The organism is Nocardioides sp., from assembly GCF_029937575.1.
Lineage (GTDB): Bacteria > Actinomycetota > Actinomycetes > Propionibacteriales > Nocardioidaceae > Nocardioides.
Genome location: NZ_JAPYPS010000040.1, coordinates 1 through 22,668, shown reverse-complemented (window position 1 = coordinate 22,668; position 22,668 = coordinate 1). Strand labels below are relative to the sequence as shown.

23 protein-coding genes are annotated in these 22,668 nt (G+C 70.4%); 13 read left to right on the top strand and 10 right to left on the bottom strand.

Translation table 11 applies throughout. The features are described 5' to 3' along the window. The first annotated feature begins 43 nt into the window (after window positions 1–43). From hsaA to Q1K33_RS13730, 6 genes are all read left to right on the top strand, one after another. A complete protein-coding gene (hsaA, locus tag Q1K33_RS13755) occupies window positions 44–1,216 on the top strand; it encodes a 3-hydroxy-9,10-secoandrosta-1,3,5(10)-triene-9,17-dione monooxygenase oxygenase subunit (protein WP_300404890.1) in 1,173 nt (390 codons plus the stop codon). Window positions 1,217–1,222: 6 nt separating this feature from the next. After that, window positions 1,223–2,131, top strand: a complete 909-nt coding sequence (gene hsaD, locus Q1K33_RS13750) for a 4,5:9,10-diseco-3-hydroxy-5,9,17-trioxoandrosta-1(10),2-diene-4-oate hydrolase (RefSeq protein ID WP_300404888.1) — start codon at window positions 1,223–1,225, stop codon at window positions 2,129–2,131. Window positions 2,132–2,136: 5 nt separating this feature from the next. Continuing rightward, a complete protein-coding gene (gene hsaC, locus Q1K33_RS13745) occupies window positions 2,137–3,036 on the top strand; it encodes an iron-dependent extradiol dioxygenase HsaC (protein WP_300404886.1) in 900 nt (299 codons plus the stop codon). 31 nt (window positions 3,037–3,067) lie between these two features. Further along, window positions 3,068–3,727, top strand: coding sequence for a flavin reductase family protein (locus tag Q1K33_RS13740; RefSeq protein WP_300404884.1), 660 nt, complete (start codon window positions 3,068–3,070; stop codon window positions 3,725–3,727). A gap of 77 nt (window positions 3,728–3,804) precedes the next feature. Next, complete coding sequence (locus Q1K33_RS13735) at window positions 3,805–5,022, top strand: hypothetical protein (RefSeq protein ID WP_300404882.1); 1,218 nt, start codon at window positions 3,805–3,807, stop codon at window positions 5,020–5,022. Between the two features lie 29 nt (window positions 5,023–5,051). After that, window positions 5,052–6,272 (top strand): hypothetical protein, encoded by a 1,221-nt coding sequence (locus Q1K33_RS13730; RefSeq protein WP_300404880.1) that lies wholly within the window; start codon window positions 5,052–5,054, stop codon window positions 6,270–6,272. A gap of 289 nt (window positions 6,273–6,561) precedes the next feature. Here the strand turns inward: Q1K33_RS13730 and Q1K33_RS13725 are convergent, their stop codons facing one another. Genes Q1K33_RS13725 through Q1K33_RS13710 form a run of 4 tightly spaced genes read right to left on the bottom strand, consistent with a single transcriptional unit; the run spans window position 6,562 to window position 11,132 of the window. Beyond that, entirely contained in the window at window positions 6,562–7,551 is a 990-nt protein-coding gene (locus tag Q1K33_RS13725; RefSeq protein WP_300404878.1) for an acyl-CoA dehydrogenase family protein, read from the bottom strand. Next, the gene (locus tag Q1K33_RS13720; protein WP_300404876.1) at window positions 7,551–8,420 is read right to left on the bottom strand and encodes an acyl-CoA dehydrogenase family protein; all 870 of its coding nucleotides are present in this window, start codon (window positions 8,418–8,420) and stop codon (window positions 7,551–7,553) included. Before Q1K33_RS13720 ends, Q1K33_RS13725 begins: the two co-directional genes overlap by 1 nt. Next, entirely contained in the window at window positions 8,417–9,580 is a 1,164-nt protein-coding gene (locus Q1K33_RS13715) for an acyl-CoA dehydrogenase family protein (protein WP_300404874.1), read from the bottom strand. Before Q1K33_RS13715 ends, Q1K33_RS13720 begins: the two co-directional genes overlap by 4 nt. Window positions 9,581–9,593: 13 nt before the next feature. Beyond that, on the bottom strand, window positions 9,594–11,132 hold the full coding sequence (locus Q1K33_RS13710) for a FadD3 family acyl-CoA ligase (RefSeq protein WP_300404872.1): 1,539 nt from the start codon (window positions 11,130–11,132) through the stop codon (window positions 9,594–9,596). A 68-nt stretch (window positions 11,133–11,200) separates the two neighbouring features. Here Q1K33_RS13710 and Q1K33_RS13705 point away from each other — a divergent pair, with 68 nt between their 5' ends. From Q1K33_RS13705 to Q1K33_RS13690, 4 genes are read left to right on the top strand one after another with little or no spacing between them, the layout of a single operon-like run. Continuing rightward, window positions 11,201–12,406, top strand: coding sequence for an acyl-CoA dehydrogenase family protein (locus Q1K33_RS13705; RefSeq protein WP_300404870.1), 1,206 nt, complete (start codon window positions 11,201–11,203; stop codon window positions 12,404–12,406). Further along, on the top strand, window positions 12,406–13,209 hold the full coding sequence (locus tag Q1K33_RS13700) for an SDR family oxidoreductase (RefSeq protein WP_300404868.1): 804 nt from the start codon (window positions 12,406–12,408) through the stop codon (window positions 13,207–13,209). The genes Q1K33_RS13705 and Q1K33_RS13700 overlap by 1 nt, the downstream gene beginning before the upstream one ends. A 4-nt stretch (window positions 13,210–13,213) precedes the next feature. Beyond that, window positions 13,214–13,846 (top strand): TetR/AcrR family transcriptional regulator, encoded by a 633-nt coding sequence (locus Q1K33_RS13695; RefSeq protein WP_300404866.1) that lies wholly within the window; start codon window positions 13,214–13,216, stop codon window positions 13,844–13,846. Further along, entirely contained in the window at window positions 13,843–15,006 is a 1,164-nt protein-coding gene (locus Q1K33_RS13690; protein WP_300404864.1) for an acetyl-CoA C-acetyltransferase, read from the top strand. Before Q1K33_RS13695 ends, Q1K33_RS13690 begins: the two co-directional genes overlap by 4 nt. A gap of 299 nt (window positions 15,007–15,305) precedes the next feature. On the opposite strand, the gene Q1K33_RS13685 is transcribed toward Q1K33_RS13690, so the two are convergent. Genes Q1K33_RS13685 through Q1K33_RS13660 form a run of 6 tightly spaced genes read right to left on the bottom strand, consistent with a single transcriptional unit; the run spans window position 15,306 to window position 20,660 of the window. Further along, the gene (locus Q1K33_RS13685; protein ID WP_300404862.1) at window positions 15,306–16,655 is read right to left on the bottom strand and encodes a hypothetical protein; all 1,350 of its coding nucleotides are present in this window, start codon (window positions 16,653–16,655) and stop codon (window positions 15,306–15,308) included. Window positions 16,656–16,703: 48 nt separating this feature from the next. After that, window positions 16,704–17,066 (bottom strand): hypothetical protein, encoded by a 363-nt coding sequence (locus Q1K33_RS13680; protein WP_300404860.1) that lies wholly within the window; start codon window positions 17,064–17,066, stop codon window positions 16,704–16,706. Window positions 17,067–17,090: 24 nt separating this feature from the next. Next, complete coding sequence (locus tag Q1K33_RS13675) at window positions 17,091–18,158, bottom strand: nitronate monooxygenase (RefSeq protein WP_300404858.1); 1,068 nt, start codon at window positions 18,156–18,158, stop codon at window positions 17,091–17,093. Then, window positions 18,155–18,955, bottom strand: a complete 801-nt coding sequence (locus Q1K33_RS13670) for a CoA-transferase (RefSeq protein WP_300404856.1) — start codon at window positions 18,953–18,955, stop codon at window positions 18,155–18,157. The genes Q1K33_RS13675 and Q1K33_RS13670 overlap by 4 nt, the downstream gene beginning before the upstream one ends. Next, window positions 18,952–19,854, bottom strand: coding sequence for a CoA-transferase (locus Q1K33_RS13665; RefSeq protein WP_300404854.1), 903 nt, complete (start codon window positions 19,852–19,854; stop codon window positions 18,952–18,954). Before Q1K33_RS13665 ends, Q1K33_RS13670 begins: the two co-directional genes overlap by 4 nt. Continuing rightward, window positions 19,851–20,660, bottom strand: coding sequence for an enoyl-CoA hydratase family protein (locus Q1K33_RS13660; RefSeq protein ID WP_300404852.1), 810 nt, complete (start codon window positions 20,658–20,660; stop codon window positions 19,851–19,853). Before Q1K33_RS13660 ends, Q1K33_RS13665 begins: the two co-directional genes overlap by 4 nt. 69 nt (window positions 20,661–20,729) lie before the next feature. Here Q1K33_RS13660 and Q1K33_RS13655 point away from each other — a divergent pair, with 69 nt between their 5' ends. The 3 genes from Q1K33_RS13655 to Q1K33_RS13645 form a co-directional block, all read left to right on the top strand. Then, window positions 20,730–21,476, top strand: a complete 747-nt coding sequence (locus tag Q1K33_RS13655; RefSeq protein ID WP_300404850.1) for an SDR family oxidoreductase — start codon at window positions 20,730–20,732, stop codon at window positions 21,474–21,476. A 23-nt stretch (window positions 21,477–21,499) separates the two neighbouring features. Beyond that, a complete protein-coding gene (locus Q1K33_RS13650; protein ID WP_300404848.1) occupies window positions 21,500–22,381 on the top strand; it encodes an SDR family oxidoreductase in 882 nt (293 codons plus the stop codon). 29 nt (window positions 22,382–22,410) lie between these two features. Continuing rightward, window positions 22,411–22,668: hypothetical protein (locus Q1K33_RS13645; RefSeq protein WP_300404846.1), on the top strand; the 258-nt coding region annotated here is incomplete at its 3' end.

The following is a 22,668-nucleotide window of genomic DNA, read 5'->3' as shown; positions in this document are numbered from 1 at the left end:
TTCTAGTCTTGGTCCCAGAAGCATCCAGACAGGAGCCCTCCCCATGTCATCTGCCGCCACCGTCCTCGACGGCGTCCGCGACGTCCTGCCCACCCTGCGTGAGCGGGCGGACGAGACCGAGCGCCTGCGCGTGGTCCCCGAGGCGTCGATCAAGGAGCTCGAGGAGACCGGCTTCTTCAAGCTCCTCCAGCCGAAGCGCTTCGACGGCCTCGAGGCCGACCCCGTCGACTTCTACACCGCGGTGCGCGACATCGCCGGCGCGTGCGGCTCCACCGGCTGGGTCTCCAGCGTCGTGGGCGTGCACCCCTGGCAGGTCGCGCTCTTCGCCGACGAGGCGCAGCAGGCGGTGTGGGGTGAGGACACCAAGACCCGTCTCAGCTCGTCGTACGCCCCGACCGGCAAGGCCACCGTCACCGACGGCGGCTACCAGCTGTCCGGCAGGTGGAGCTTCTCCTCGGGCTGCGACCACTGCTCGTGGGTGCTGCTCGGCGGGCTCGTCTTCAACGCAGACGGCCAGGTCGTCGACTTCAAGACCTTCATGGTGCCGCGCGACAAGTACGAGATCGTCGACGTGTGGCACATGGTCGGCCTCGCCGGCACCGGCTCCAACGACATCGTCGTGGACGACGTGTTCATCCCCGAGGCCTTCACCCTGAGCATGGGGGAGACCGGGCAGTGCCGCGGTCCGGGCCAGGAGCAGAACACCGCGGACCTCTACAAGCTGCCGTTCCACTCCATCTTCACCGGCACCATCACCACGCCGATCATCGGCCTGGCGATGGGCGCCTACGCCGAGCACGTCGAGATGCAGCAGAAGCGCTCGCGCGCGGCCTACCTCGGGGAGAAGGCCTCCCTGGATCCGTTCGCGGCCGTCCGGATCGCCAAGGCGTCCTCCGAGATCGACGCCGCCTGGGCCCTGCTGGTCAACAACATCCGCGAGGAGCAGGTCCACGTGGCCAAGGGCGAGAAGATCCCGCTCCGCTCGCGGCTGAAGGTCCGCCGCGACCAGGTGCTCGGCAGCCAGCGCGCGATCGACGCGATCGACGCGCTCTTCGAGGCCTCCGGTGGTCGGGCGCTGGCCAACGGCACCTACCTCCAGCGCGCCTGGCGCGACGCCCACGCCGGTCGCGTGCACGCCGCGAACGACCCGGAGCGGGCTCTGCAGATGTTCGGAGCCCACGAGTTCGGACACAAGATCGACCCGGGGATGTACTGAGCGACGATGAGTGACTTCTCCAAGGAAGCGACCCGACGGTCGGCCAAGGCCGGCGGGATCACCCTCAACTACTACGAGGCCGCGCCGGACGTGCAGCCGTCTGCGGTGGGCGGGGGGCTTCCCCTGGTGATGCTGCACGGCGGCGGACCCGGTGCGAGCGCGTGGTCCAACTTCGGGCCCGCCCTGCCGCACTTCGCGGCGCACTTCCGCACCTTGCTGGTCGACCAGCCGGGCTTCGGCGGCTCCGACAAGCCGGAGGTCGTCGGCAACTACTACCGGCACGCGGCCGACCACGTCGTGGCCTTGCTGGACGAGCTCGGGATCGACAAGGTGCACCTGCTCGGCAACAGCCTCGGCGGCGGTACGGCGATGCGGCTCGCGCTCACCTACCCCGAGCGGGTCGGGCGCCTGGTGCTGATGGGTCCCGGGGGGCTGAGCCTCAACCTCTTCCACGCCGACCCGACCGAGGGCGTCCAGCGCCTGATGGACTTCGGCGCGGACCCGTCGCGCGAGTCGCTGCGGGCCTTCATCTCCACCATGGTCGTCAACCAGTCCCTGGTCACCGACGAGCTGGTCGAGGAGCGCTTCGCCGACGCGACCGCGCCGGGGGCGCAGGAGGCGATGCGGTCGATGGGCATGTCGTTCTGGAACCCCGAGACCGCCGAGGACGGCATGCTCTGGAGAGAGGCCCACCGGCTGCGCAAGCACACCCTGCTCACCTGGGGTCGTGAGGACCGGGTCAACCCGCTCGACGGCGCCATGGTCGCCCTCAAGCTGATCCCGAAGGCCCAGCTCCACGTCTTCCCCAACTGCGGCCACTGGGCCCAGATCGAGGCCGCCGCCGAGTTCGCCGAGATCACCACCGCCTTCCTGTCGCGCCACGTCGAACGCCCATCCCGAGAGCCGAAGGGCTGAGACCCGTGACCATCGAGATCAAGTCCATGGGCTACGTGCGGGTCTCCTCGACCGACCCGTCCCAGTGGACGACTTTCGCCGGCAAGGTGCTCGGTCTGGCCGAGGGCCGCGGACCCAACCCCGATCACCAGTACTGGCGCATCGACGAGGTCTCTGCCCGACTCGTGGTGGTCCCCTCCGACGTCGACCAGCTGAGCTGCGTCGGATGGGAGGTCGCCGACCCGCGTGCCCTGCAGGAGGCACGCGAGCACCTGCAGAAGGCCGGGGTCGACTTCGAGGAGGGCACCCGCGAGGAGCTGGACGACCGCCGCGTCCAGGAGCTGATCCGCTTCAGCGACCCATGGGACAACGTCTTCGAGCTCTTCCACGGCATCACCTACGAGTCGCGACCCGTCGTGACGCCGTACGCGGCCACCTTCGTCACCGGCGACCAGGGCATGGGCCACATCGTCGTACCCGTGCTCGACGACGTCGAGGCACTGCGGTTCTACACCGACGTCCTCGGGTTCCGCCTGCGCGACTCGATGAGCATGCCGGGGGAGTTCGTGGGCAAGGAACCTGGCTCCAAGGTCTGGTTGCGGTTCCTCGGCGTCAACCCCCGACACCACTCGCTGGCGTTCCTGCCGATGCCCAACCCGAGCAAGTGCGTCCACATCATGCTCGAGGTCGACACGCTGGACCACGTCGGTCGTGCGTTGGAGCGCGTGCGCAAGCACAAGGCGCCGCTGTCGGCGACGCTCGGGCGCCACATGAACGACGAGATGGTGTCGTTCTACGTGAAGTCGCCCGGCGGCTTCGACGTCGAGTTCGGCACCGACGGGCTGCAGGTCTCCGACGAACGCTGGGTGGCGCGTGAGTCCACCGCTGTCTCCTACTGGGGTCACGACTTCGGTGGCGGGCAGTAGGGGGCGTCCAGCAGTGACTAGCCTGGACGACATGGAAGGCCAGCATCGCCACGAGAGCTCCGAGCGCCCCGAGATCCCCGACGGGATGAGCGCGGACGCGCGGGAGACGTGGCCGAGCAGCGAGCTCATCTACTCGTGGCTCACCGACTCCGACTACGACTTCCAGCTCCACCCCGGTGAGCATCTCGAGGTCGACTCCGCCTCGCCCGAGGCGGTGGCCCAGGCACGGCGCTTCCGCGACGTGCTCGGCCGTTTCGCGTCCGGCATCACGGTCGTCACCACGATGAGCAACGACGAGCCGATCGGGCTGACCTGCCAGTCCTTCTCGAGCGTCTCGCTCGATCCGCCCCTGGTGCTGTTCGTGCCGGCGCGTTCGTCGCGGGCCTGGCCCCGCATCCAGCGGGCGGGCAAGTTCTGCGTCAACTTCCTGGCAGCCGGCCAGGCCGACCTCTCCAACACGATGGCCAGTCGCGGCACCGACAAGTTCGCCGACCTCGACTGGACCCCGTCTGCCGTGACGGGCTCGCCCGTCTTCGCCGACACGCTCGGCCACGTCGACTGCACGATCCACGCCGTGCACGAGGCCGGTGACCACTTCGTGGTGATCGGACGTGTCCAGGAGCTGGTGGTCGGCACGGCCGACGAGCCGCTGCTCTTCTTCCAGGGCAAGTACCGCACCACCGACGGCTGAGTCCGCCACTGGCGGAGAGGACAACTGGTCTAGACGACGGGGTCATTTCGGACCAGGCGGTTCTAGGGTCTGGTGCCGTGAGGAAGCGCACCTTGTTGCCAGTGGCGGTGCCGGCGCTCGTGCTGGTGGTCGCGGCCCCGGCCTATGCCGCGGTCGGCTACAGCTACTTCGAGCCCGGGCTGAGCTACTCCGCCAACGGCGACGGCGCCGCCGACAACATCACGATCACCTGTGCGGGCGACGCGGTGATGCCCGCGACCGTGCCGGTCGCACCGTGCTCGACCCTCACTCGGTTCTTCATCTCGCCCGGAGCCGGGGCCGACAGCGTCGACCTCAGCGGCATCACGGCCGCCGACTTCCCCGACCTGACCGAGATCAGGGTGATCGACGAGGACGACTTCGACGCGGACGACTTCACCGGCTCGGAGCTCGGCGACACCTTCGTGGTGGGCGGCGCCGACGACGTGGACGCCGGCGCCGGCGACGACGTCATCGAGGGTGGCTCCCGTGTCGACGGAGGTCCCGGACACGACGTGCTCTTCCAGGCGGGGTCGTCGGAGGGCGCGTTCGGCGGACCCGGTGACGACCGGTTCGTCCAGACCCTCTCCTCCGGGGGCAACGACGGGGGCTCCGGCTACGACGTGATGGAGGTCGACCTGGACCGCGCCAGCGGGATCATCGACGGGCTGCGCCTCACGCTGACCGCCGCACAGCTGCTGGTGGCGGCAGGGGACCTCGAGCAGAGCGTCTTCATCGCCGGGTTCGAGGAGTTCCACGTCCGGATGGCCCGCGGCGAGGACCAGAGCTTCGACGCCGTCGCCTTCCCCGGACGGGTCGTCTACTACGGGGCCCGCAGCGCCGACACGTTCGTCGGCAGCGACTTCGAGGACGTGATCAGCACCGGCGCAGGTGACGACACGGTGATGGCTCGCGACGGTGCCTTCGACCTCGTCGACTGCGGGGCCGGCGACGACACCGCCGTCGTGGACGCGACCGACCGGGTGGTCAACTGCGAGGACGTCAGCTACCCGCGGCCGGCGACCTCGAGGATCAGCGGCCCGAAGAAGATCACGAAGGGCTCGAGCGCGAGCTACACCTTCGGCTCGTCGATCGACGGCTCCGTCTTCGGCTGCCGGATCGACAAGGGCTCGTGGACGCCGTGCGCCTCGCCGTACACGGTGAAGGCGAAGGGCAAGCTCAAGAAGGGCAAGCACACGCTCCTCGTGCGGGCGGGCTACCCCGCGGGCAACTGGGACGCGACCCCGGCCAAGAAGAAGATCAAGATCAAGAAGTAAGTCATCCACCGACGAGAACGGGACTCATCATGGACAACAAGAGGCGGCTCCTGCCGCTCGGCCTCCCCCTGCTGGCGCTCGTCGTGGCCGCACCCGCCTACGCCGCGGTCAGCTACAGCTACAACACCGCGGGGCTCAGCCTGAGCGTCACCGGCGACGCCGCCAACGACGACATCACCCTGACCTGCGTCGCGGGCGAGGTCTCGCCCGCCAGCTCTCCGGCGGCACCGTGCGAGACCCTGGAGAGCCTGCGGGTGCGACCCGGCGCCGGCAGCGACGACGTCGACCTGAGAGGCCTCACCGCCGCGGACTTCCCGGCGCTGGCCTCCATCACGGTCGACGACGAGGACGACTTCGTCGCCGATGACTTCTTCGGCTCCGACCTCGACGAGGTCTTCACCGTGGAGTACGAGGACGACGTCGCCGCTGGGGGCGGCGACGACATCATCGAAGGCGGCAACGTCGTCGACGGCGGACCCGGCGACGACGTGCTGATCGAGGTCTCGGGCGAGGGCGGCGCTGACGGCGGACCCGGCGACGACCGGTTCGTGCAGACGCTGGCGATCGGCGGCAACGACGGTGGACCGGGGTACGACGTGATGGAGGTCGACTACGACCGCCTCGGGACCAAGCTCGACGACGTCTCCTTCACGCTCACCGCGGCGCAGCTGGCGCTGGCGATCCCGGGCGACGCGCAGGACACCTTCGTCGTGAACTTCGAGGAGTTCCGCTTCACGATGGTCCGCGGCGACGGCCAGACGTTCGACGCCGCGGAGTTCCCCGGGAAGGTCTACTACCGGGGCAGCCGCGGCAGCGAGACCTTCACCGGGAGTGACCAGCAGGACGTCGTGGCGACCGGCAAGGGCGACGACAGTCTCTTCATGCGCGACGGGGTGCTCGACCTGGTCAACTGCGGTGAGGGCGACGACACGGCGGTGGTCGATGCCGTGGACGTCGTCACCAACTGCGAGACGGTCGACTATCCGGTTCCAGCCACCTCGAGGATCAACGGGCCCAAGAAGATCAAGAAGGGCTCGAGCGCGAGCTACACCTTCGGCTCGTCGATCGACGGCTCCGTCTTCGGCTGCCGGATCGACAAGGGCTCGTGGAAGAGCTGCTCCTCGCCGTACACCGTGAAGGCGAAGGGCAAGCTCAAGAAGGGCAAGCACACGCTCTTCGTGCGGGCGGGCTACCCCGCGGGCAACTGGGACGCGACCCCGGCCAGGAAGAAGATCAAGATCAAGAGGTAGCCGGGGACGTGGGCCCGGTCAGATCAGAGGCGGGTACGGGTCGGACTGGCGAGCATGCCCTGCGGGAAGTCGTCCTGCTCCCGACGTGCGACCTCGGTGTCGTCGATCTGCTCGTCGTGCTGGTTCACCGTGGTGGAGTTCATGGGCCAACACTAGGCACCGCGAGTGGTCGGTGGGGTTTCCTTTCGTCAACAACACATCAACAACCCCTGTCACGTTCGTCACAGACCGGTGTCGCGATCAGCAGGTCGGTAACCTGAGACGGTGACCACCACCGCGACCTGCCGCGTCAGAGCGTGATCAGGGCCCGGTGCTCGTGGGCCTGCCCGAACAGCTGACTCAGCGCGTGGGCGCGCTTGAAGACGAGCTGGGCGTCGTGCTCCCAGGTGATGGCGATGCCGCCGTGCAGCTGCACCGTCTCCGCGGCGATCCGGTCCAGCGCGTCTGAGCAGTAGGACTTCGCCACGTGGGCGAGGTGCTCGGCGTTGTCGGCGCCGGTGGCCACGGCGTACGACGCGGACCACGACGCGGAGCGCGACATCTCCTGCAGCACCAGCATGTCGGCCATCCGGTGCTTGAGCGCCTGGAACGAGCCGATCGCCCGGCCGAACTGCACGCGCTCCCGGGTGTAGGCCACCGTCAGCTCGACGGCTCGTGCGGCGAGCCCCGCCTGCAGGGCTGCGACGCCGACGCACCGGACCTGCCTGGCGCGGCGTACCGCGTCGCCAGGGTCTCCGGCAGGAGTCGTCGTGGCGCCGGTGAGGTCGATGGTGCCGAGGCGCAACGTCTGGTCGAGGGCCCCGACGGGCGTGACGGAGGCGGTGCTCGGCTCCACCTCCACCAGGCGGTCGGGAGTCGCGGCGAGCAGCACCGTGGCTCGATCCGCGTCGAGCGTCGGCGCCGTGCCGGTGACGAACGCGGCCACCTCACCGGCTGCGATGCGCGGGAGCAGGCGCTGCATCGTCGCGGTGTCGCCGCCGGCGAGGATCGCCTCGGAGGTGACCAGCGACGACAGCAGCGGACTGGGAGCCAGGGAGCGTCCAACCTCCTCGAGGACCACGAGCGACTCGAAGAGGCTGAAGCCGGCACCGCCGTACTCCTCCGGGATGTTGAGCGCGGCCGCGCCGACCTGGTCGACAAGGGTGCTCCAGAGGTCCGGGTCGTAGCCCGTGGGAGAGAGCGCTGCGGCGCGCACGGCCGCGCTGTCGGCGCGCTTGGCCAACAGCGAGCGCACGATCGAGGCCAGCTCCTGCTGCTCCTCCGAGAGTCCGAACTCCATCAGCTGCTCAGCTCCGCCAGCAGTCGCGAGCGGTGGTACGCCGGTGTGCCCCAGGCCGTCAGCAGTGCGCGGATCTTGGTGATCCACAGGCTCAGGTCGAACTCGGCGGTGTAGCCGATGGCGCCGTGCACCTGCAGCCCCGTGCGCGAGGCGAGGTACGCCGCGTCGCCGGCGGCGAGCTTGGCCGCGCCGGCGGGCACCTCGGACAGCGCCGCTCCGTAGACGAGGGGGCGGGCGAAGTCGAGGGCGATCCTCACGTCGGCCAGCGCGTGCTTGATCGCCTGGTAGCTGCCGATCTCGCGGCCGAACTGCTTGCGCGCCTTGACGTAGGTGACGCTCTCGGCCAGCACCCGTTCACCGGCGCCGAGGAGCTGCGCAGCCGTGGCCAGGACCGCCAGGTCGAAGGCGGCGGGGTCGGTCTCCCCGGTGCCGCCGACGTCGAAGAGGCGGCGGGTGCGGTCGACGGAGACGTGCAGCGCGCCCACGGGACCGGCGGGCGTCGTGCCGACGTACACCTCGTCGGCGACGTCGGCGTCCAGGGCGAACGGCACGTGGGGCGGCAGCGCGAGGGTGGCGACGCCGGTGACCTCGCGCCCCAGCGCCAAAGGCAGGTAGGCCGCGGACTCGACCCAGGGACCGGGTACGGCGTGCCGCCCGAGGGCCTCGAACGCGACGCAGACCTCGACGGGCGTGGCCTCGGTCGCGAGCATCGTCACGCCCAGCTCGGCCAGCCGCTTCCACAGCGCCAGGCCGGTGGTGGCGTCCCCGGACGCCCAGGCCCGGGCCACCGCGACCGGGTCGGAGGCGACGAGCAGACTCTCGATAGCCGAGGCCAGGTCGCGCTGGTCGTCGTCGAGCTCGAACCTCACGTGGGACCCCCCTGATGGGCCTTGGGCTCCCGCGGAAGGCCCAGGATGCGCTCGGCGACGATGTTGCGCTGCACCTCGTTGGTGCCGGCGTAGATCGGTCCGGAGAGACTGAAGGTGTAGCCGTCCAGCCACCGCGACTCGACCTCGGCCTCAGGACCCAGCAGGTCGAGGGCCGTCTCGTGCAGCGCGATGTCGAGCTCGGACCAGAAGATCTTGTTGACCGACCCGGCCGCACCCATCTCTCCGCCGTCGGCCAACCGGGTGACGGTGCCCCAGGTGAAGAGTCGGTAGGCCTGGGCCTTGAGCCACGCATCGACGACGCCCTCGGCGGCAGCCGGCGCGTGCTCACCCCGCTCGCCCCACAGGTCGACCAGCCGGTCCGCGGCCGCACAGAAACGCCCCGGGGAGCGCAGCGACAGGCCGCGCTCGTTGCCCGCGGTGCTCATCGCGACGCGCCAGCCGTCCCCGGGCGCGCCGAGGACGTCGGCGTCCGGCACGAAGACCTCGTCGAAGAAGATCTCTGCGAAGCCGGCCTCGCCGTCGAGCTGGGCGATCGGTCGCACGGTGATGCCCTGGGCATCGAGGGGGAAGAGGAAGTAGGTCAGCCCGGCGTGACGCTGGGCCTGCGGGTCGGAGCGGAAGAGACCGAAGCCCCAGTGAGCCAGGGCCGCCCGCGACGACCAGGTCTTCTGGCCGTTGAGCACCCAGCCGCCACGCGCCTGGTCGCGTCGCGCCGTCGAGCGCAGCGAGGCGAGGTCGGAGCCTGCCTCAGGCTCGGACCAGCACTGCGCCCAGATCCGCTCGCCGCTGGCCATCGTGGGCAGGAAGCGGTCTTGCTGCTCAGGGGTGCCGTGGTCGAAGATGATCGGCGCGAGCAGGAAGATGCCGTTCTGCGAGACCCGACCCGGCGCGCCGGCGCGGTAGTACTCCTCCTCGAAGATGACCCACTCGACGAGTGAGGCCTCTCGGCCGTGGTACTTCTCGGGCCAGGAGACGACCGACCAGCGGGACTCGGTCAGCGTGGCCTCCCACTCCTGGTGGAGCGCCCACCCCTCGGGGGTGTCCATCGAGGGGAGCGGCCGGCTCGGCACGTGTGCCGCGAGCCACTCACGTGCCTCGGCCTGGAAGGCCACTTCGGACGGGGACAGGGTCAGCTCCATGGGGTCACGCCCATCAGTCAGTGGCCTTTCGAAGGTCGGTCTTGAGCACCTTGCCCGACAGGTTGCGGGGGAGTGCGTCGGTCAGCTCGACGTGGCGCGGCACCTTGAAGTTCGCCAGGCGCTCCCTGGCGAACGCCGCGACGGCCTCGGGCTCGACGGCGTGGCCGGTCGCCGCGACGACGTACGCCTTGCCGACCTCGCCCATCCGCTCGTCCGGCACCCCGACCACGGCGACGTCGGCGATGCCGTCCATGTGCAGCAGGGCCTGCTCGACCTCGGCCGGGTAGACGTTGAAGCCGCCGGAGATGTACATGTCCTTGAGCCGGTCGGTGATGCGCAGGTTGCCCGCCTCGTCGAGGATGCCCACGTCGCCGGTGTGCAGCCACCCGTCGGCGTCGATCGCCTCGGCGGTGGCGTCCGGGTCGTCGAGGTAGCCGAGCATCACGTGGTCACCGCGCACGAGCAGCTCGCCGGAGCCGTCGTCGGCGGGGGAGTCGATGCGGGTCTGCATGCCCGGGATCGCGCGACCGCAGGTCGTCGCCACGGTCTCGGCGGAGTCGCCCTGGCGACACATGGTCACCACGACGGCCTCGGTCATCCCGAAGGCCGTGACGACCTGGTCGATCCCCAGCCCTTCGGGTGCCGCGGCGCGCATCCGCTCGATCAGCACGACCGGCACGACCGCGGCACCGGTGACCGCCAGGCGGAGCGACGACAGGTCGTGCTCGCCGCGGCTCGGAGCGGACAGGATCGACTGGTAGATCGTCGGCGCCCCGGGCAGGACGGTGATCTGCTCGTCCTGGATCAGCCGCATGGTGGCGGCGAGGTCGAAGGTCGCCACGGGATAGAGGGTGCACCCGGTCAGCAGCCCGACCAGGATGCCGATCTTGTAGCCGAACGAGTGGAAGAACGGGTTGACCACCAGGTAGCGGTCGTCCTGGCGGACGCCGCCCAGCTGGGCCCAGGCGCGCGAGACCCCGATGCTCTGGCGGTGCGCGGACATCGCGCCCTTGGAGCGCCCGGTCGTGCCCGACGTGAACAGGATGTCGGCCACGTCGTCGGCGGTGACGGCCGCGGCTCGGGCGTCGAGGTCGGCCTCGGGGACCTGCGTCCCGGTGCGCGTGACATGGGCGAGGTCGCTCAGCTGGATGATCTCCTGCAGGCACACCAGCTCGCCGGCCGTCTCCAGCTCGCGGATCTGGCTGCGGCCCAGGAAGCCGTCCTCGAGCAGCACGATCGGAGCACCGGTGCGCTGCACGAGGTCAGCCACCTCGGCCCCGGTGTAGCGCGAGTTCGCCGGCACGAGCACGCCGCCGGCGTACGTGACGGCGAGGGCTGCGACGACCCAGTCGATGCTGTTGGGGCCCCAGACCACCACGCGGTCCCGGGGTGCGAGGCCGTGCGCGACGAGCCCGCGAGCGACCCCGCGCACGGTGGCGTGCAGCTCGCTGAAGGACATCCTCCGCCCGTCCTGGACGTACGCCGTGTGGTCGCCGTACTCCTCGGCGGCCGAGCGCAGCAGCTGGGGGATCGTCACGGGTGTCGCCGACATCGTGCCTCCTCACGGCTCGTCGCCTCGGGCTCGAACCAACCAAGCAATTGCTTGGTAGGGTAGCACCCGTGGACCTTCGCTACTCCGATGCCGACCTCGCCTTCCGGGCCGAGATCCGTGGCTGGCTCGCCGAGCAGCTCGACGGCGAGTGGGGCGAGCTGCGCGGACTGGGCGGCCCCGGTCGCGACCACGAGGCGATCGACGAGCGGCTCGCCTGGAACCGACACCTCGCCGCGCACGGCTGGACGTGCGTCGGCTGGCCGACCGAGCACGGCGGCCGCGGGCTGAGTCTGTGGCAGCAGGTGATCTTTCGCGAGGAGTACGCCCGGGCCAACGCGCCGCACGGGGTCAACCACCTGGGCGAGACGCTCCTGGGTCCCACGCTGATCGCCTTCGGCACCCCCGAGCAGCAGGCGCGCTTCCTGCCGAGGATCCTCGCCGTCGAGGAGCTGTGGGCGCAGGGGTACTCCGAGCCCGCCGCCGGCAGCGATCTCGCCAACGTGCAGACTCGCGCGCGGCTCACCGACGACGGGTCGCAGTGGGTCGTCGACGGTCAGAAGGTCTGGACCTCCAACGCCCACTTCTCGCAGTGGGTCTTCGTCATCGCTCGCACCGAGCCGGGCTCGCAGCGCCACCGGGGGCTGTCGTTCCTGCTCGTCCCCCTCGACCAGGACGGCGTCGAGGTGCGACCGATCGAGCAGCTCACCGGTGGCTCGGAGTTCAACGAAGTGTTCTTCACCGGGGCCACCACCGACGCCGACCTCGTCGTCGGGGAGCCCGGCCAGGGCTGGGGCGTAGCGATGGGGCTGCTCGGTTTCGAGCGTGGCGTCTCCACGTTGGCGCAGACCGTCGACTACGCCCGCGAGCTGGACGCCGTGATCGCCCTCGCCCGCGAGCACCACGCTCTCGACGAGCAGCCGGTGCTGCGCGACCGCCTCGCCGAGCTCAAGGTGGAGCTCGAGGTGATCCGGGCCCAGGGCCTGCGCGGTCTCTCGACCGTCGCGGGGGGTGACGACTCGTCAGCCGGCGGTGGTGCCGGGTCGATCTTCAAGCTCGTCTGGGCCAACTGGCACCAGCGTCTCGGTGAGGTCGCCATGCAGGTCATGGGCCAGTCCGGTCTGCTGACGCGGGGGGACGACTACGACCTCGACGAGTTCCAACGACTGTTCCTCTTCTCTCGAGCCGACACCATCTACGGCGGCAGCGACGAGGTCCAGAAGAACATCCTGGCCGAGCGTGTGCTCGGCCTTCCGCGCGAACCGAAGGGCGCCTGATGACCACGCACCGACCCGAACAGCCCACCCCCGACTACGTCGCGGGTCACGACCTCCTGGTGGGCAAGGTCGTCGTCGTCACCGCTGCGGCCGGAGCCGGCATCGGCGCTGCCGTCGTACGACGTGCCCTCGAGGAGGGGGCCAAGGCGGTGGTCTTCTCCGACACCCACGCCCGTCGCCTGGCCGAGGCCGAGGAGACGCTCGCCGCCGAGTTCGGTGCCGAGCGGGTGCGCCAGACCGTCTGCGACGTCACCGACGAGGCCCAGGTGGGCGCGCTGCTCGACCTGGCCGACGAGCTCGGCGGCGTCGACATCATGATCAACAACGCGGGTCTCGGGGGCACCGCGAGCGTCCTGGAGATGACCGACGAGCAGTGGCTCACGGTCCTCGACATCACGTTGACCGGCACGTTCCGGTGCGTCCGGGCGGCGGGTCAGCGCTTCGTGGCGGGCGGAAGGAAGGGCGTCATCGTCAACAACGCCTCCGTCATCGGCTGGCGTGCCCAGGAGGGCCAGGCGCACTACGCCGCGGCCAAGGCCGGCGTGATGGCCTTGACCCGGTGCAGCGCCATCGACCTGGCTCCGCACGGCATCCGGGTGAACGCAGTGAGTCCCAGCCTGGCGATGCACCCGTTCCTGGCCAAGGTCACCTCCGACGACCTCCTCGCCGAGCTCAAGCAGCGGGAGGCGTTCGGCCGGGCGGCCGAGCCCTGGGAGGTCGCCAACGTGATGGTGATGCTCGCCAGCGACTACGCGTCGTACATGACCGGCGAGGTCGTGGCCGTGAGCAGTCAGCAAGCATGACCTCATGAGTGCCGAGCCCGTCCAGCCGACGACCACCCCCAACCGCCGCAGCGAGCTGCTCGCGATCGCGGCAGGTCTCTTCGCGTCCAAGGGCTTCAAGAACACGACGGTGCGCGACATCGCCGATGCCGCCGGGATCCTGTCAGGCAGTCTCTACCACCACTTCGACTCGAAGGAGTCGATGGTCGACGAGATCCTCTCGACCTTCCAGCACGAGCTCTTCGGTCGCTACGACGCGATCCTGGTCAGCGACGACGACGCCCGCACCAAGCTCGAGCGGGCCGTCGAGGTCTCCTTCGAGGCGATCGACCAGCACCGTGACGAGGTGGCGATCTTCCAGAACGAGGCGGCCTACCTGGGCGGCTTCGAGCGCTTCGCCTACCTCGCCGAACGCAATGCCCAGTCCCGCGAGGTCTGGATCACCCTGCTCGACGACGGGGTGCGGACCGGTGCCCTGCGCGCCGACCTCGACATCGAGCTCACCTACCGCTTCCTGCGCGACACCGTGTGGGTGGCCGTCGCGTGGTACCGCCCCGGCGGCAAGCTCGCCCACACCGACGTCGCCCGCCAGTACCTGACCATCCTGCTCGACGGCATAGCCCAACCCCGCCACACCACCCAGGGAGACAAGTCGTGACCGAGGCCTACATCATCGACGCCGTCCGGACGCCGGTCGGCAAGCGCGGCGGCGCGCTCGCCGAGATCCACTCCGCCGACCTCGGCGGTCACGCGCTGTCGGCGCTGATGCGTCGTACGGGCGTCGACCCGGGCGCCGTCGACGACGTCATCATGGGGTGCTGCGACACGATCGGCTCGCAGGCCGGCGACGTCGCGCGCTCGGCGTGGCTGGTCGCAGGGCTGCCCGACCATGTCCCGGGGGTGACGATCGACCGCCAGTGCGGGTCCTCCCAGCAGGCGGTGCACTTCGCCGCCCAGGGCGTCATGTCCGGCACCCAGGACCTCGTGGTCGCAGGCGGACTGCAGAACATGTCCGCGCTGCCGATCTCCTCGGCCATGCTGGCCGGGCAGCAGTACGGCTTCACCACGCCCTTCGCGGAGTCGCCGGGCTGGCAGCAGCGCTACGGGGACGTCGAGGTCTCGCAGTTCAGCTCCGCCGAGATGATCGCCGAGAAGTGGGACATCTCCCGCGAGGACATGGAGGCCTTCGCCCTCGCCTCGCACGACCGGGCTCGTGCGGCGATCGCCGAGGGCCGCTTCGTCGGCGAGATCGAGCCGGTCACCCTGCCCGACGGGACCGTCTTCGACACCGACCAGTGCCCCCGCGAGACGTCGCTGGAGAAGATGGCGGGGCTGCAGCCGCTGGCCCCCGGGGGCAGGATCACCGCCGCGGTCGCCTCCCAGATCTGCGACGCCTCCACGGCGATGCTCCTCGCCTCCGAGCAGGCCGTCGCCGACCACTCGCTCACCCCGCGGGCCCGCATCCACCACCTGTCGGTGCGGGGCGACGACCCGGTCTGGATGCTCACCGGTCCGATCCGCGCGACCGCCCACGCCCTGGACAAGACGGGCCTCGGCATCGACGACATCGATCTCTTCGAGTGCAACGAGGCGTTTGCCTCGGTGGTGCTGGCGTGGATGAAGGAGACCGGGGCTCCGCACGAGAAGGTCAACGTGAACGGCGGTGGCATCGCCCTCGGTCACCCGATCGGCGCCACCGGCACCCGCCTCATGACCACGATGCTGAACGAGCTCGAGCGGACCGGTGGGCGTTATGGCCTGCAGACGATGTGCGAGGGCGGCGGACAGGCGAACGTGACGATCATCGAGCGTCTCTGACGGCGTTGTTCGGGGTGCCTTCGGCATCCGTTGACTGCGAGCCTCTCCCGGTCGACTGAACTGCGCGCTGACGGCACGAGCAAGCTCGCGCCGCCGCATGCGCGGGCGCCACACCCGTCCCTTCAGCCACATCGCCTCGTCGAGTGGGCACGAACGGCAGGGTTGCGGGTGGATTTCGTGTCGTCTCTGCCCAACCGGCGAGCGAATGTGACCCGTGTGACGGCGGGAGCAGGTCGGCTACGCGCGCGGCCCCACCCACGGTGACCACCAGGGCCAACCCCGCGATGCCCAGGGCGAGGTCACACCTCAGGGTTGAGGTACCACGGGCTCGTGTACGCGATCCCCAGGTTGTTGCAGGGGTGACCGTCGGGGCCCGGCGAGGCGTTCGGCTCGGCGGGGTCGGCGATGCGCAGGCAGATCCACTCGCCCTGGCCGTAGCGGATCGGCACCGTGAAGTCGACGACCGGACCGACCTTGAAGGGGATCACGTCGGCGACCTCGGGCACGTCGTTGCCGGGGCGCAGCACCTGCACCTCGAGGTCGCGACCGATCCACGACCGGTCACGCGCGAGGTCGAGGCGGAAGCGCACCGGGCCCCGACGGTGCCGCAGGGGGCGGCCCATCCGCGCCGTACGACCGTGGGAGCGCAGCGACGTGGCGGTGGCATCGACGCGCAGGCCGGAGGTGCGGGTGGCGAAGAAGCGACGCTTGCGCATCGCCTCCTTGACGCCGGCACGGCTGTGCTCCTTGACCCACATGCCGGTGCGGCCCTTGCCCTCGGGGAAGCCCCAGTCGCTGCCGTGCTCGTCGGTCACCCCCAGGATGCCGGGGGTCCAGCCGGCGGCAAGGCAGGCGACCAAGGGTGAGCTGAGGCCGTCGGCGTAGCCCTCGAAGAGGTAGTCGTCACCGCGGTTGAACAGCTCCAGCGACACGACGTGCTTGCGTGCCCGTGGGTCGAAGGTGAACTCCTGGAAGCGTCCCGGCTCACGCCCCGGGTGGTTGAAGCCGGCGAGTCCGCCACGGCCACCGTCGAGCACCAGTCCCGGCTCGCGGCGCAGCCACGTCAGGAGCGGCTCCATGAGCCCGGCCTGCAGGACGTCGATGTAGTGCTCGGTGAACCATACGTTCACGTGCCCGATCAGCGGCTCGGACCACTCGAAGCCGCGGATGGCGGTGAACCGGCCGTCCTTGTTGGCGGCGTCCGCCAATCGCCCCGTGCGAGCCCAGTCGCCCTGCGTGATGCCCGCCAGTCCCTTGTACTCCGCGGGCAGGATCCCGGCCAAGACGTCGCCCAGCAGGTTGTCGGACAGCGTGGCGTGGTCGGTCAGGGCCGCGACGTCGAGTCCGGCGCTGCGCATCGACGCGAACGCCCGAGCCGGCTTCCCGTCCCCGTCGGAGAGCAGCGTGTGGTTGTGCATGTCGGCATGCATCAGCACGGTGCCCTTGGTGATGCGCGACCTCCGGGCGGCGCCGATCCTGGGCTTGCCGGTGCTACCCCAGGCAGCGCCGGGCGCGATCGCCCCCGTGCTGCCGCCGAGTGCACTGGCGATCAGCAGACCGGGGCCCGCGGCGGCCACGGCGCGCCGACTGAGGCCGGGCGGCGGCTCGGGGTGGGTATGGGGGCGGGAGCCGGGGGAGTCATCGCACACGCACGAAGTCGACACCACACGAACGTCCGGCGGGTGAACGGCGGGGGTTCAGCGGTAGACGACGTACAAGCCGATGACAGCGGGGACGGCCCCGACCGCAAGGGCGGTGGCGGCCCGGGTGGGGGTCAGCGACTTGCGATGGATGGCGTACGCCGCCGCCACGGCCAGGACGCCGAAGGCGCCGCCCAGCAGGCACAGGCCCACCTGAGCGACACGCTCGCTGTCGTCGATGAAGAACGCCCCGATCACCAGGCCGACGGACAGGTGGAAGATCGTGGTGCCGACCAGCACCGACATCACGGTGCGCTGCACGTGCTCGAGCCGAGCGACGTCTGCGGCGGTGGCCCGCTTGCGGGGCGCGTCGGGGTCCATCAGGTGCCTGGCGCGGCGGGGTGTGGGCTCCTGGGTCACAGCGCCAGCCTAGGTGACCCTGCGTCACACGACGTAGGCCGAGCCCCGCCTCAGCTCCTCGACGGCGCGCAGCACCATCCGGTCGATCAGCTCCTCGCACGTCGGCAGGTCGTCGATGACGCCGACGACCTGGCCGGAGGCGAGCACGCCGGCCGAGGTGTCGCCCTCGACCAGTCCGGCCTTGAGCATGACCGGGGTGTTGGCGGCCAGCGCCATCTGACCGAGCGAGCGATCTTGGGTCTTCTTCATCGCGCGGCCGTCCTTGGCCAGGGCGAGCCAGCTCATGCCGGAGTCCCTCTTGAACTCCAGCGTGCGCCGCAGCGTGGGTCCGAGCCGCTTGACCGCGCTGGTGCCCTCGAGAGACTCGACCAGGTCGGTGCGCAGCATCCGGTGCGGCATGCCGTCGACCTTCGCCGTCACCACGGTGTCGGTCAGGCCATGGGTGAGGTACAGCTCCTTGACCGCCTGCGGCACGGCTGAGTCCTGGGTGAGCAGGAAGCGGGTGCCCATGCCGACGCCGGCGGCGCCGTACGACAGCGCTGCTGCGAGGCCGCGGCCGTCGAAGAAGCCTCCGGCCGCGATCACCGGAAGGTCGACGGCGTCCAGCACCGTCGGCAGCAGGAGCGTGGTCGGGACCGGACCCGTGTGACCGCCGCCCTCGCCGCCCTGCACCATCACCGCGTCGGCCCCCCACGAGGCGACCTTGACGGCGTGCTTGGCGGCACCGATCGAGGGCATCACGACGATGCCGTGCTCCTTGAGCCTGCTGATCAGGTCCGGCTTGGGTGCGAGCGCGAAGGACGCGACCTTGACCCCGTGCTTGATGAGCAGGTCGCACCGGTCGCCGGCGTCCCCGGCGTCGGCCCGCATGTTGACGCCGAAGGGGTTGTTCGTGCGGCTCTTGGTCTCGACGATCGCCTTCTCGAGCTCCGCGAACGTCATCGTCGCGCTGGCCAGGATGCCCAGCCCGCCGGCGTTCGCCGTACCGCTGACGAGACGAGGTCCGGAGACCCAGCCCATGCCCGTCTGCACGATCGGGTGCCTGACCCCGACGAGCTCGGTGAACGGGGTCTTGAGCTGTTGTTCGATCATCTGGTGCTCTCCTCGGCCGGCTCGGGCACCTCGCGGTGGCGCAGGCTCCTGGGGTCCAGCACCTCGCGGATGATGACGAGCTCCTCGGCTGTGGGCTCGCGCGTGACCGGTACGTCGGTCAGGTCACCGAGGTCGAAGCCGGTCGCGGCCTGCACCTCGTCGGTCGTGACGCCGGGGTGGACCGAGAGCAGCCGCAGCGTGTGGTCGGGACCGTTGACGTCGAAGACGCCGAGGTTGCTGACCACCCGGTGGATGTCGTTGAAGCGACTCGCACCGGGGCCGGCAGCGGCGGCACGCTTGGGTCCGACGCCGGTGACGACGTCGACCTGGTCGACGAAGACCCGCGCGGAGTGCTTGGGCACCCAGTAGGACGTGCGGTTGTTGGCGGTGTTGCCGGGAGCGCCGCGCGAGCCCAGCAGCTGACGCGTGGGCTGTGCGAAGTCGCCGATGGCCGAGATGTTCTGGTTGCCGTCCCGGTCGACCTGGGTGGCACCCATCATCACGTGACGCTTGCCGTAGGCGATCACGTCGAAGACCTTGCGGAAGGGGATCCACCCCTCAACGACCTCGTGGGGGCCGGCCTTGGCGAACAGCGGCGGCACCCCGGCGAGGAAGAGCGACTCCCCGTCGGAGATCGCCAGGTCGGGGTTGGACGTGAGCTTGGCCAGGCGCACGCCCAGCATCGGCAGCATCCCCATCGGGCTGGCGAAGATCTCGCCGTCGTCCTTGAACGCGTCCGCGATCGCGGACGCGCAGACGTCGGCGCGCGTGTAGTCGTGGGTCGGGGAGTCGCTCACTGGTCGGCCTCCTGCTGCTCGGCGGTGAACGCCGCGACCGCGGCCTGGTACGCGGTCTCGTCGCCGGACAGGAAGCGCTCCTCGAACGCCGCCCAGTCCTGGTCGGAGCCGGAGGCTGCCGCGGCGTAGGCCTTCTGGAACTTCTCGTCGCGCTCGTAGTCGGGGACGCAGGTGGTGAAGTGGGCGCCGTGAGGGGTCTCGACGACGCCGCTGACCATCATCCGGTCGACCAGGACCTGTTGGACGGGGGTGTCGACCGTGAGGCCGGCGGTGTCCACGATCTCCTCGACCGACACGAAGGTGCGTTCGGCGGCCATCGCGAACAGGTCGTCGAAGTAGGGGTCCGGGCCGAGGTACGTCGCGTTGCCGTGGCAGTCGGCCCGGTTGAGGTGCACCAGGGCCACATCGAGCCTGAGCGCGGGGACCGCGACCAGCTCTTCATGCCCGACCCCGTCGTCGTACGGGCTGGTGACGGTCTTGATCCACGGGTTGTTGACCAGCACGTCGGAGCCGAGGCCGGCGCGCATCGGCAGGAACGGCAACCGCTGGGCCGCGGCCCGCAGCCCGGTCTGGAACATCCCCTCGTCGAGCTCGACGACCTCGGGGATGGTGCCGGCCTGCCGGGCTCGCTGGAAGTTGGGCTCGAGCGGGATGGAGTCGAGGGAGACGAAGGCGTAGACCAGCTTGCGCACCTTGCCGGCGCGCACGAGGAGCCCGACGTCGGCGCCCCCCCAGCTGACGATGGTCAGGTCCGTGAGGTCGCTGCGCAGGATGGCCCGCACCAGCGCCATCGGCTTGCGCCGCGGGCCCCACCCGCCGATCCCGATCGTCATCCCGTCACGCAGCTCGGCGACGACCTCGTCGATGCTCATCCGCTTGTCGCGGGGTCCCCTGCTCATGCTGAGCCCTTCCCTGAGTCCTTGGTGCCTGAGTTCGTGGTCCCTGAGTTCTTGGTGCCCGACTTGTCCGTGCCGGCGAACCCATCGCGCAGCTCGTCGGCCACGCCCATCAGGTTGAGCTCCATCGTGAAGCCCTGCTCGAACCGGTAGCTCTTGTTGACGTCGATCGGGTCGATGCCGTTGAGGCACTCCTTGGCGGCCCGGATCACCCGGGTGTCCTGGGCCGCGATGTCGATGGCGACCCGCATCGCGGCGTCGTCCAGCTCGGAGCGCGGCACCACCTCCAGGACCGAGCCGAACTGCACCAGGTCCTGGGCCTTGATCGTGCGGGAGGTGAAGTACAGCGTGCGCATCATGTGCTGTGGCACCAGTCGGGCCATGTGGGTCGCGGCGCCCAGGGCGCCCTGCTTGACCTCCGGGACACCGAAGAACGCGTCGTCGCTGGCCACCACGCAGTCGGCGTTGCCGACCAGTCCGACCCCGCCGCCCACGCAGAACCCGTTGACCGCGGCGATCACCGGCACCGCGCACTCGTAGACGGCCCGGAAGGCCGCGAAGCAGCCCTTGTTGGCGCCGATCAGCGCGTCGAACCCCGTGGTGTGCTGCATCTCCTTGATGTCGACGCCCGCGTTGAAGCCTCGACCCTCGGCCCGCAGGATCACCACGTGGGTGTCGAGGTCGGCGCCGGCCTCGTCGAGCGCCCCGGCGACGTCGTACCAGCCCTGGACGGTGAGGGCGTTGACCGGCGGATGCTCCATCGTGACGACGCGGATCCCGTCGTCGCGCAGTTCTGAGGTGATCGGCATGGGGCTCCTACGAGTCGCGGACGGGTCGGGATGGACCCAACCAAGCACTTGCTTGGTAGGGTACCAGCCATGTCCCTCGCCCTCGACCTGTCCGGACGCGTCGTCCTCGTCACAGGCGGTACGAAGGGGGTCGGGCTGGGCATCACCCGCACGTTCCTCGCTGCCGGCGCCACCGTTGTGACCTGCGCCCGGTCGGGGTCCCCGACCGCGCCGGGTGCCGAGCACCGCGTCTGCGACGTCCGGGATCCCGACGCGGTGGCCGCACTGGTCTCCGGCGTCGTCGAGACCCACGGCCGCCTCGACGTCCTGGTCAACAACGCCGGGGGAGCCCCCGCGAGCGACGCGGCGACCGCGTCGCCTCGGTTCCACGAGAAGATCGTCGGACTCAACCTGCTCAGCCCCCTGGTCGTCTCGCAGGCCGCCAACGCCGTCATGCAGGCGCAGGAGTCCGGCGGCTCGATCGTCAACATCTCCTCGATCTCGGCCCACCGCGCCGCCCCCACGATCGCCGCGTACGGCGCCGCCAAGGCCGGCCTCGACTCCCTGACGCGTTCCCTGGCGATGGAGTGGGCGCCGCGAGTGCGGGTCAACGCCGTCGACGTCGGCCTGTGCCGCACCGAGAACACCGACGACCACTACGGCGGCGACGACCGGGTGGCGGCGATCGAGCGCACCATCCCGCTCGGCCGGATGGCCCGGCCGGACGAGGTGGGCAACGTCGCTGTCTTCCTGGCCAGTGATCTGGCGTCGTACGTCTCCGGGGCGTGCCTCGGCTGCGACGGCGGCGGTGAGCCACCTGTCTTCCTGCACGTCTGAGCACCCCACCGAAGGAGCACCCCATGTCTGATCTCCTGGCAGGCCGCGTCGCCATCGTCACCGGCGCCGGACGCGGCATCGGCCGCGCGCACGCCCTCGAGCTCGCCTCGCACGGCGCCAAGGTCGTGGTCAACGACTTCGGCGTCTCGCTGGCCGGCGAGGGCACTGGTGAGTCGCCCGCAGACGAGGTCGTCGCGCTGATCCGCGAGGCCGGGGGAGAGGCGGTCGCCAACGGCGCCGACGTCGCTGACTTCGCCCAGGCCGAGGCGATGGTGCGTCAGGCGATCGACACCTTCGGCGGGCTCGACATCCTGGTCAACAACGCCGGGTTCGTGCGGGACCGGATGCTGGTCAACACCGCCGAGGAGGAGTGGGACGCCGTCATCCGGGTCCACCTCAAGGGGCACTTCGCTCCGCTGCGCCACGCGGGCGCCTACTGGCGGGCGGAGTCGAAGGCGGGTCGCCAACGCGCCGCCCGGGTCGTCAACACCTCCTCCGGTGCGGGGATGCAGGGCTCGGTCGGTCAGGCGACGTACTCGGCGGCGAAGGCGGGCATCGCCGGCCTCACGCTCGTCGCCGCACAGGAGATGGGTCGGTACGGCGTGACCGTCAACGCGATCGCGCCGGTGGCCCGCACCCGGATGACCGAAGGTGCCTTCGACACCTCCGCGATGGCGGTGCCCGAGGACAACTCCCCGATCGTGGCGTGGCTGGCCTCCGAGGACGCGGCCGACGTGACCGGCCGGGTCATCGAGATCGACGGCTCGACCATGACGGTCGAGAACGGCTGGGCGCACGGTCCCTCGCGCGATGCCGGAGCTCGCTGGAAGGCCGCCGACGTCGGCGCCGGCCTGCGCGAGATGCTGGCCGAGGCCCCGACGCCCGAGCCGGTCTACGGCGCCTGACCCCTCACCGTCGACCGTAGGCTCGTCGCGTGTCCTCCCCTCGCCGCGTGGCAGTTGCCCTGCTGGCCGCCGTGCTGCTCACCGGGGCCTGCTCGTCGGGTGGCGGGGACGAGGGGGGCAGCGAGGTGCCGCGTCCCGAGCCGTCCGGGCCGACGACTGCCGGCACCACCGCACCGGACGACGGTGCCGGGTCCTTCGCCTGGCGGCGCCAGGCGCCGCGCAGGGCGGGCTTCTCCGCGGCGGTCCTCGAGGGCCTCGCCGCCGACGCCGAGCGGACCGGCTCGACC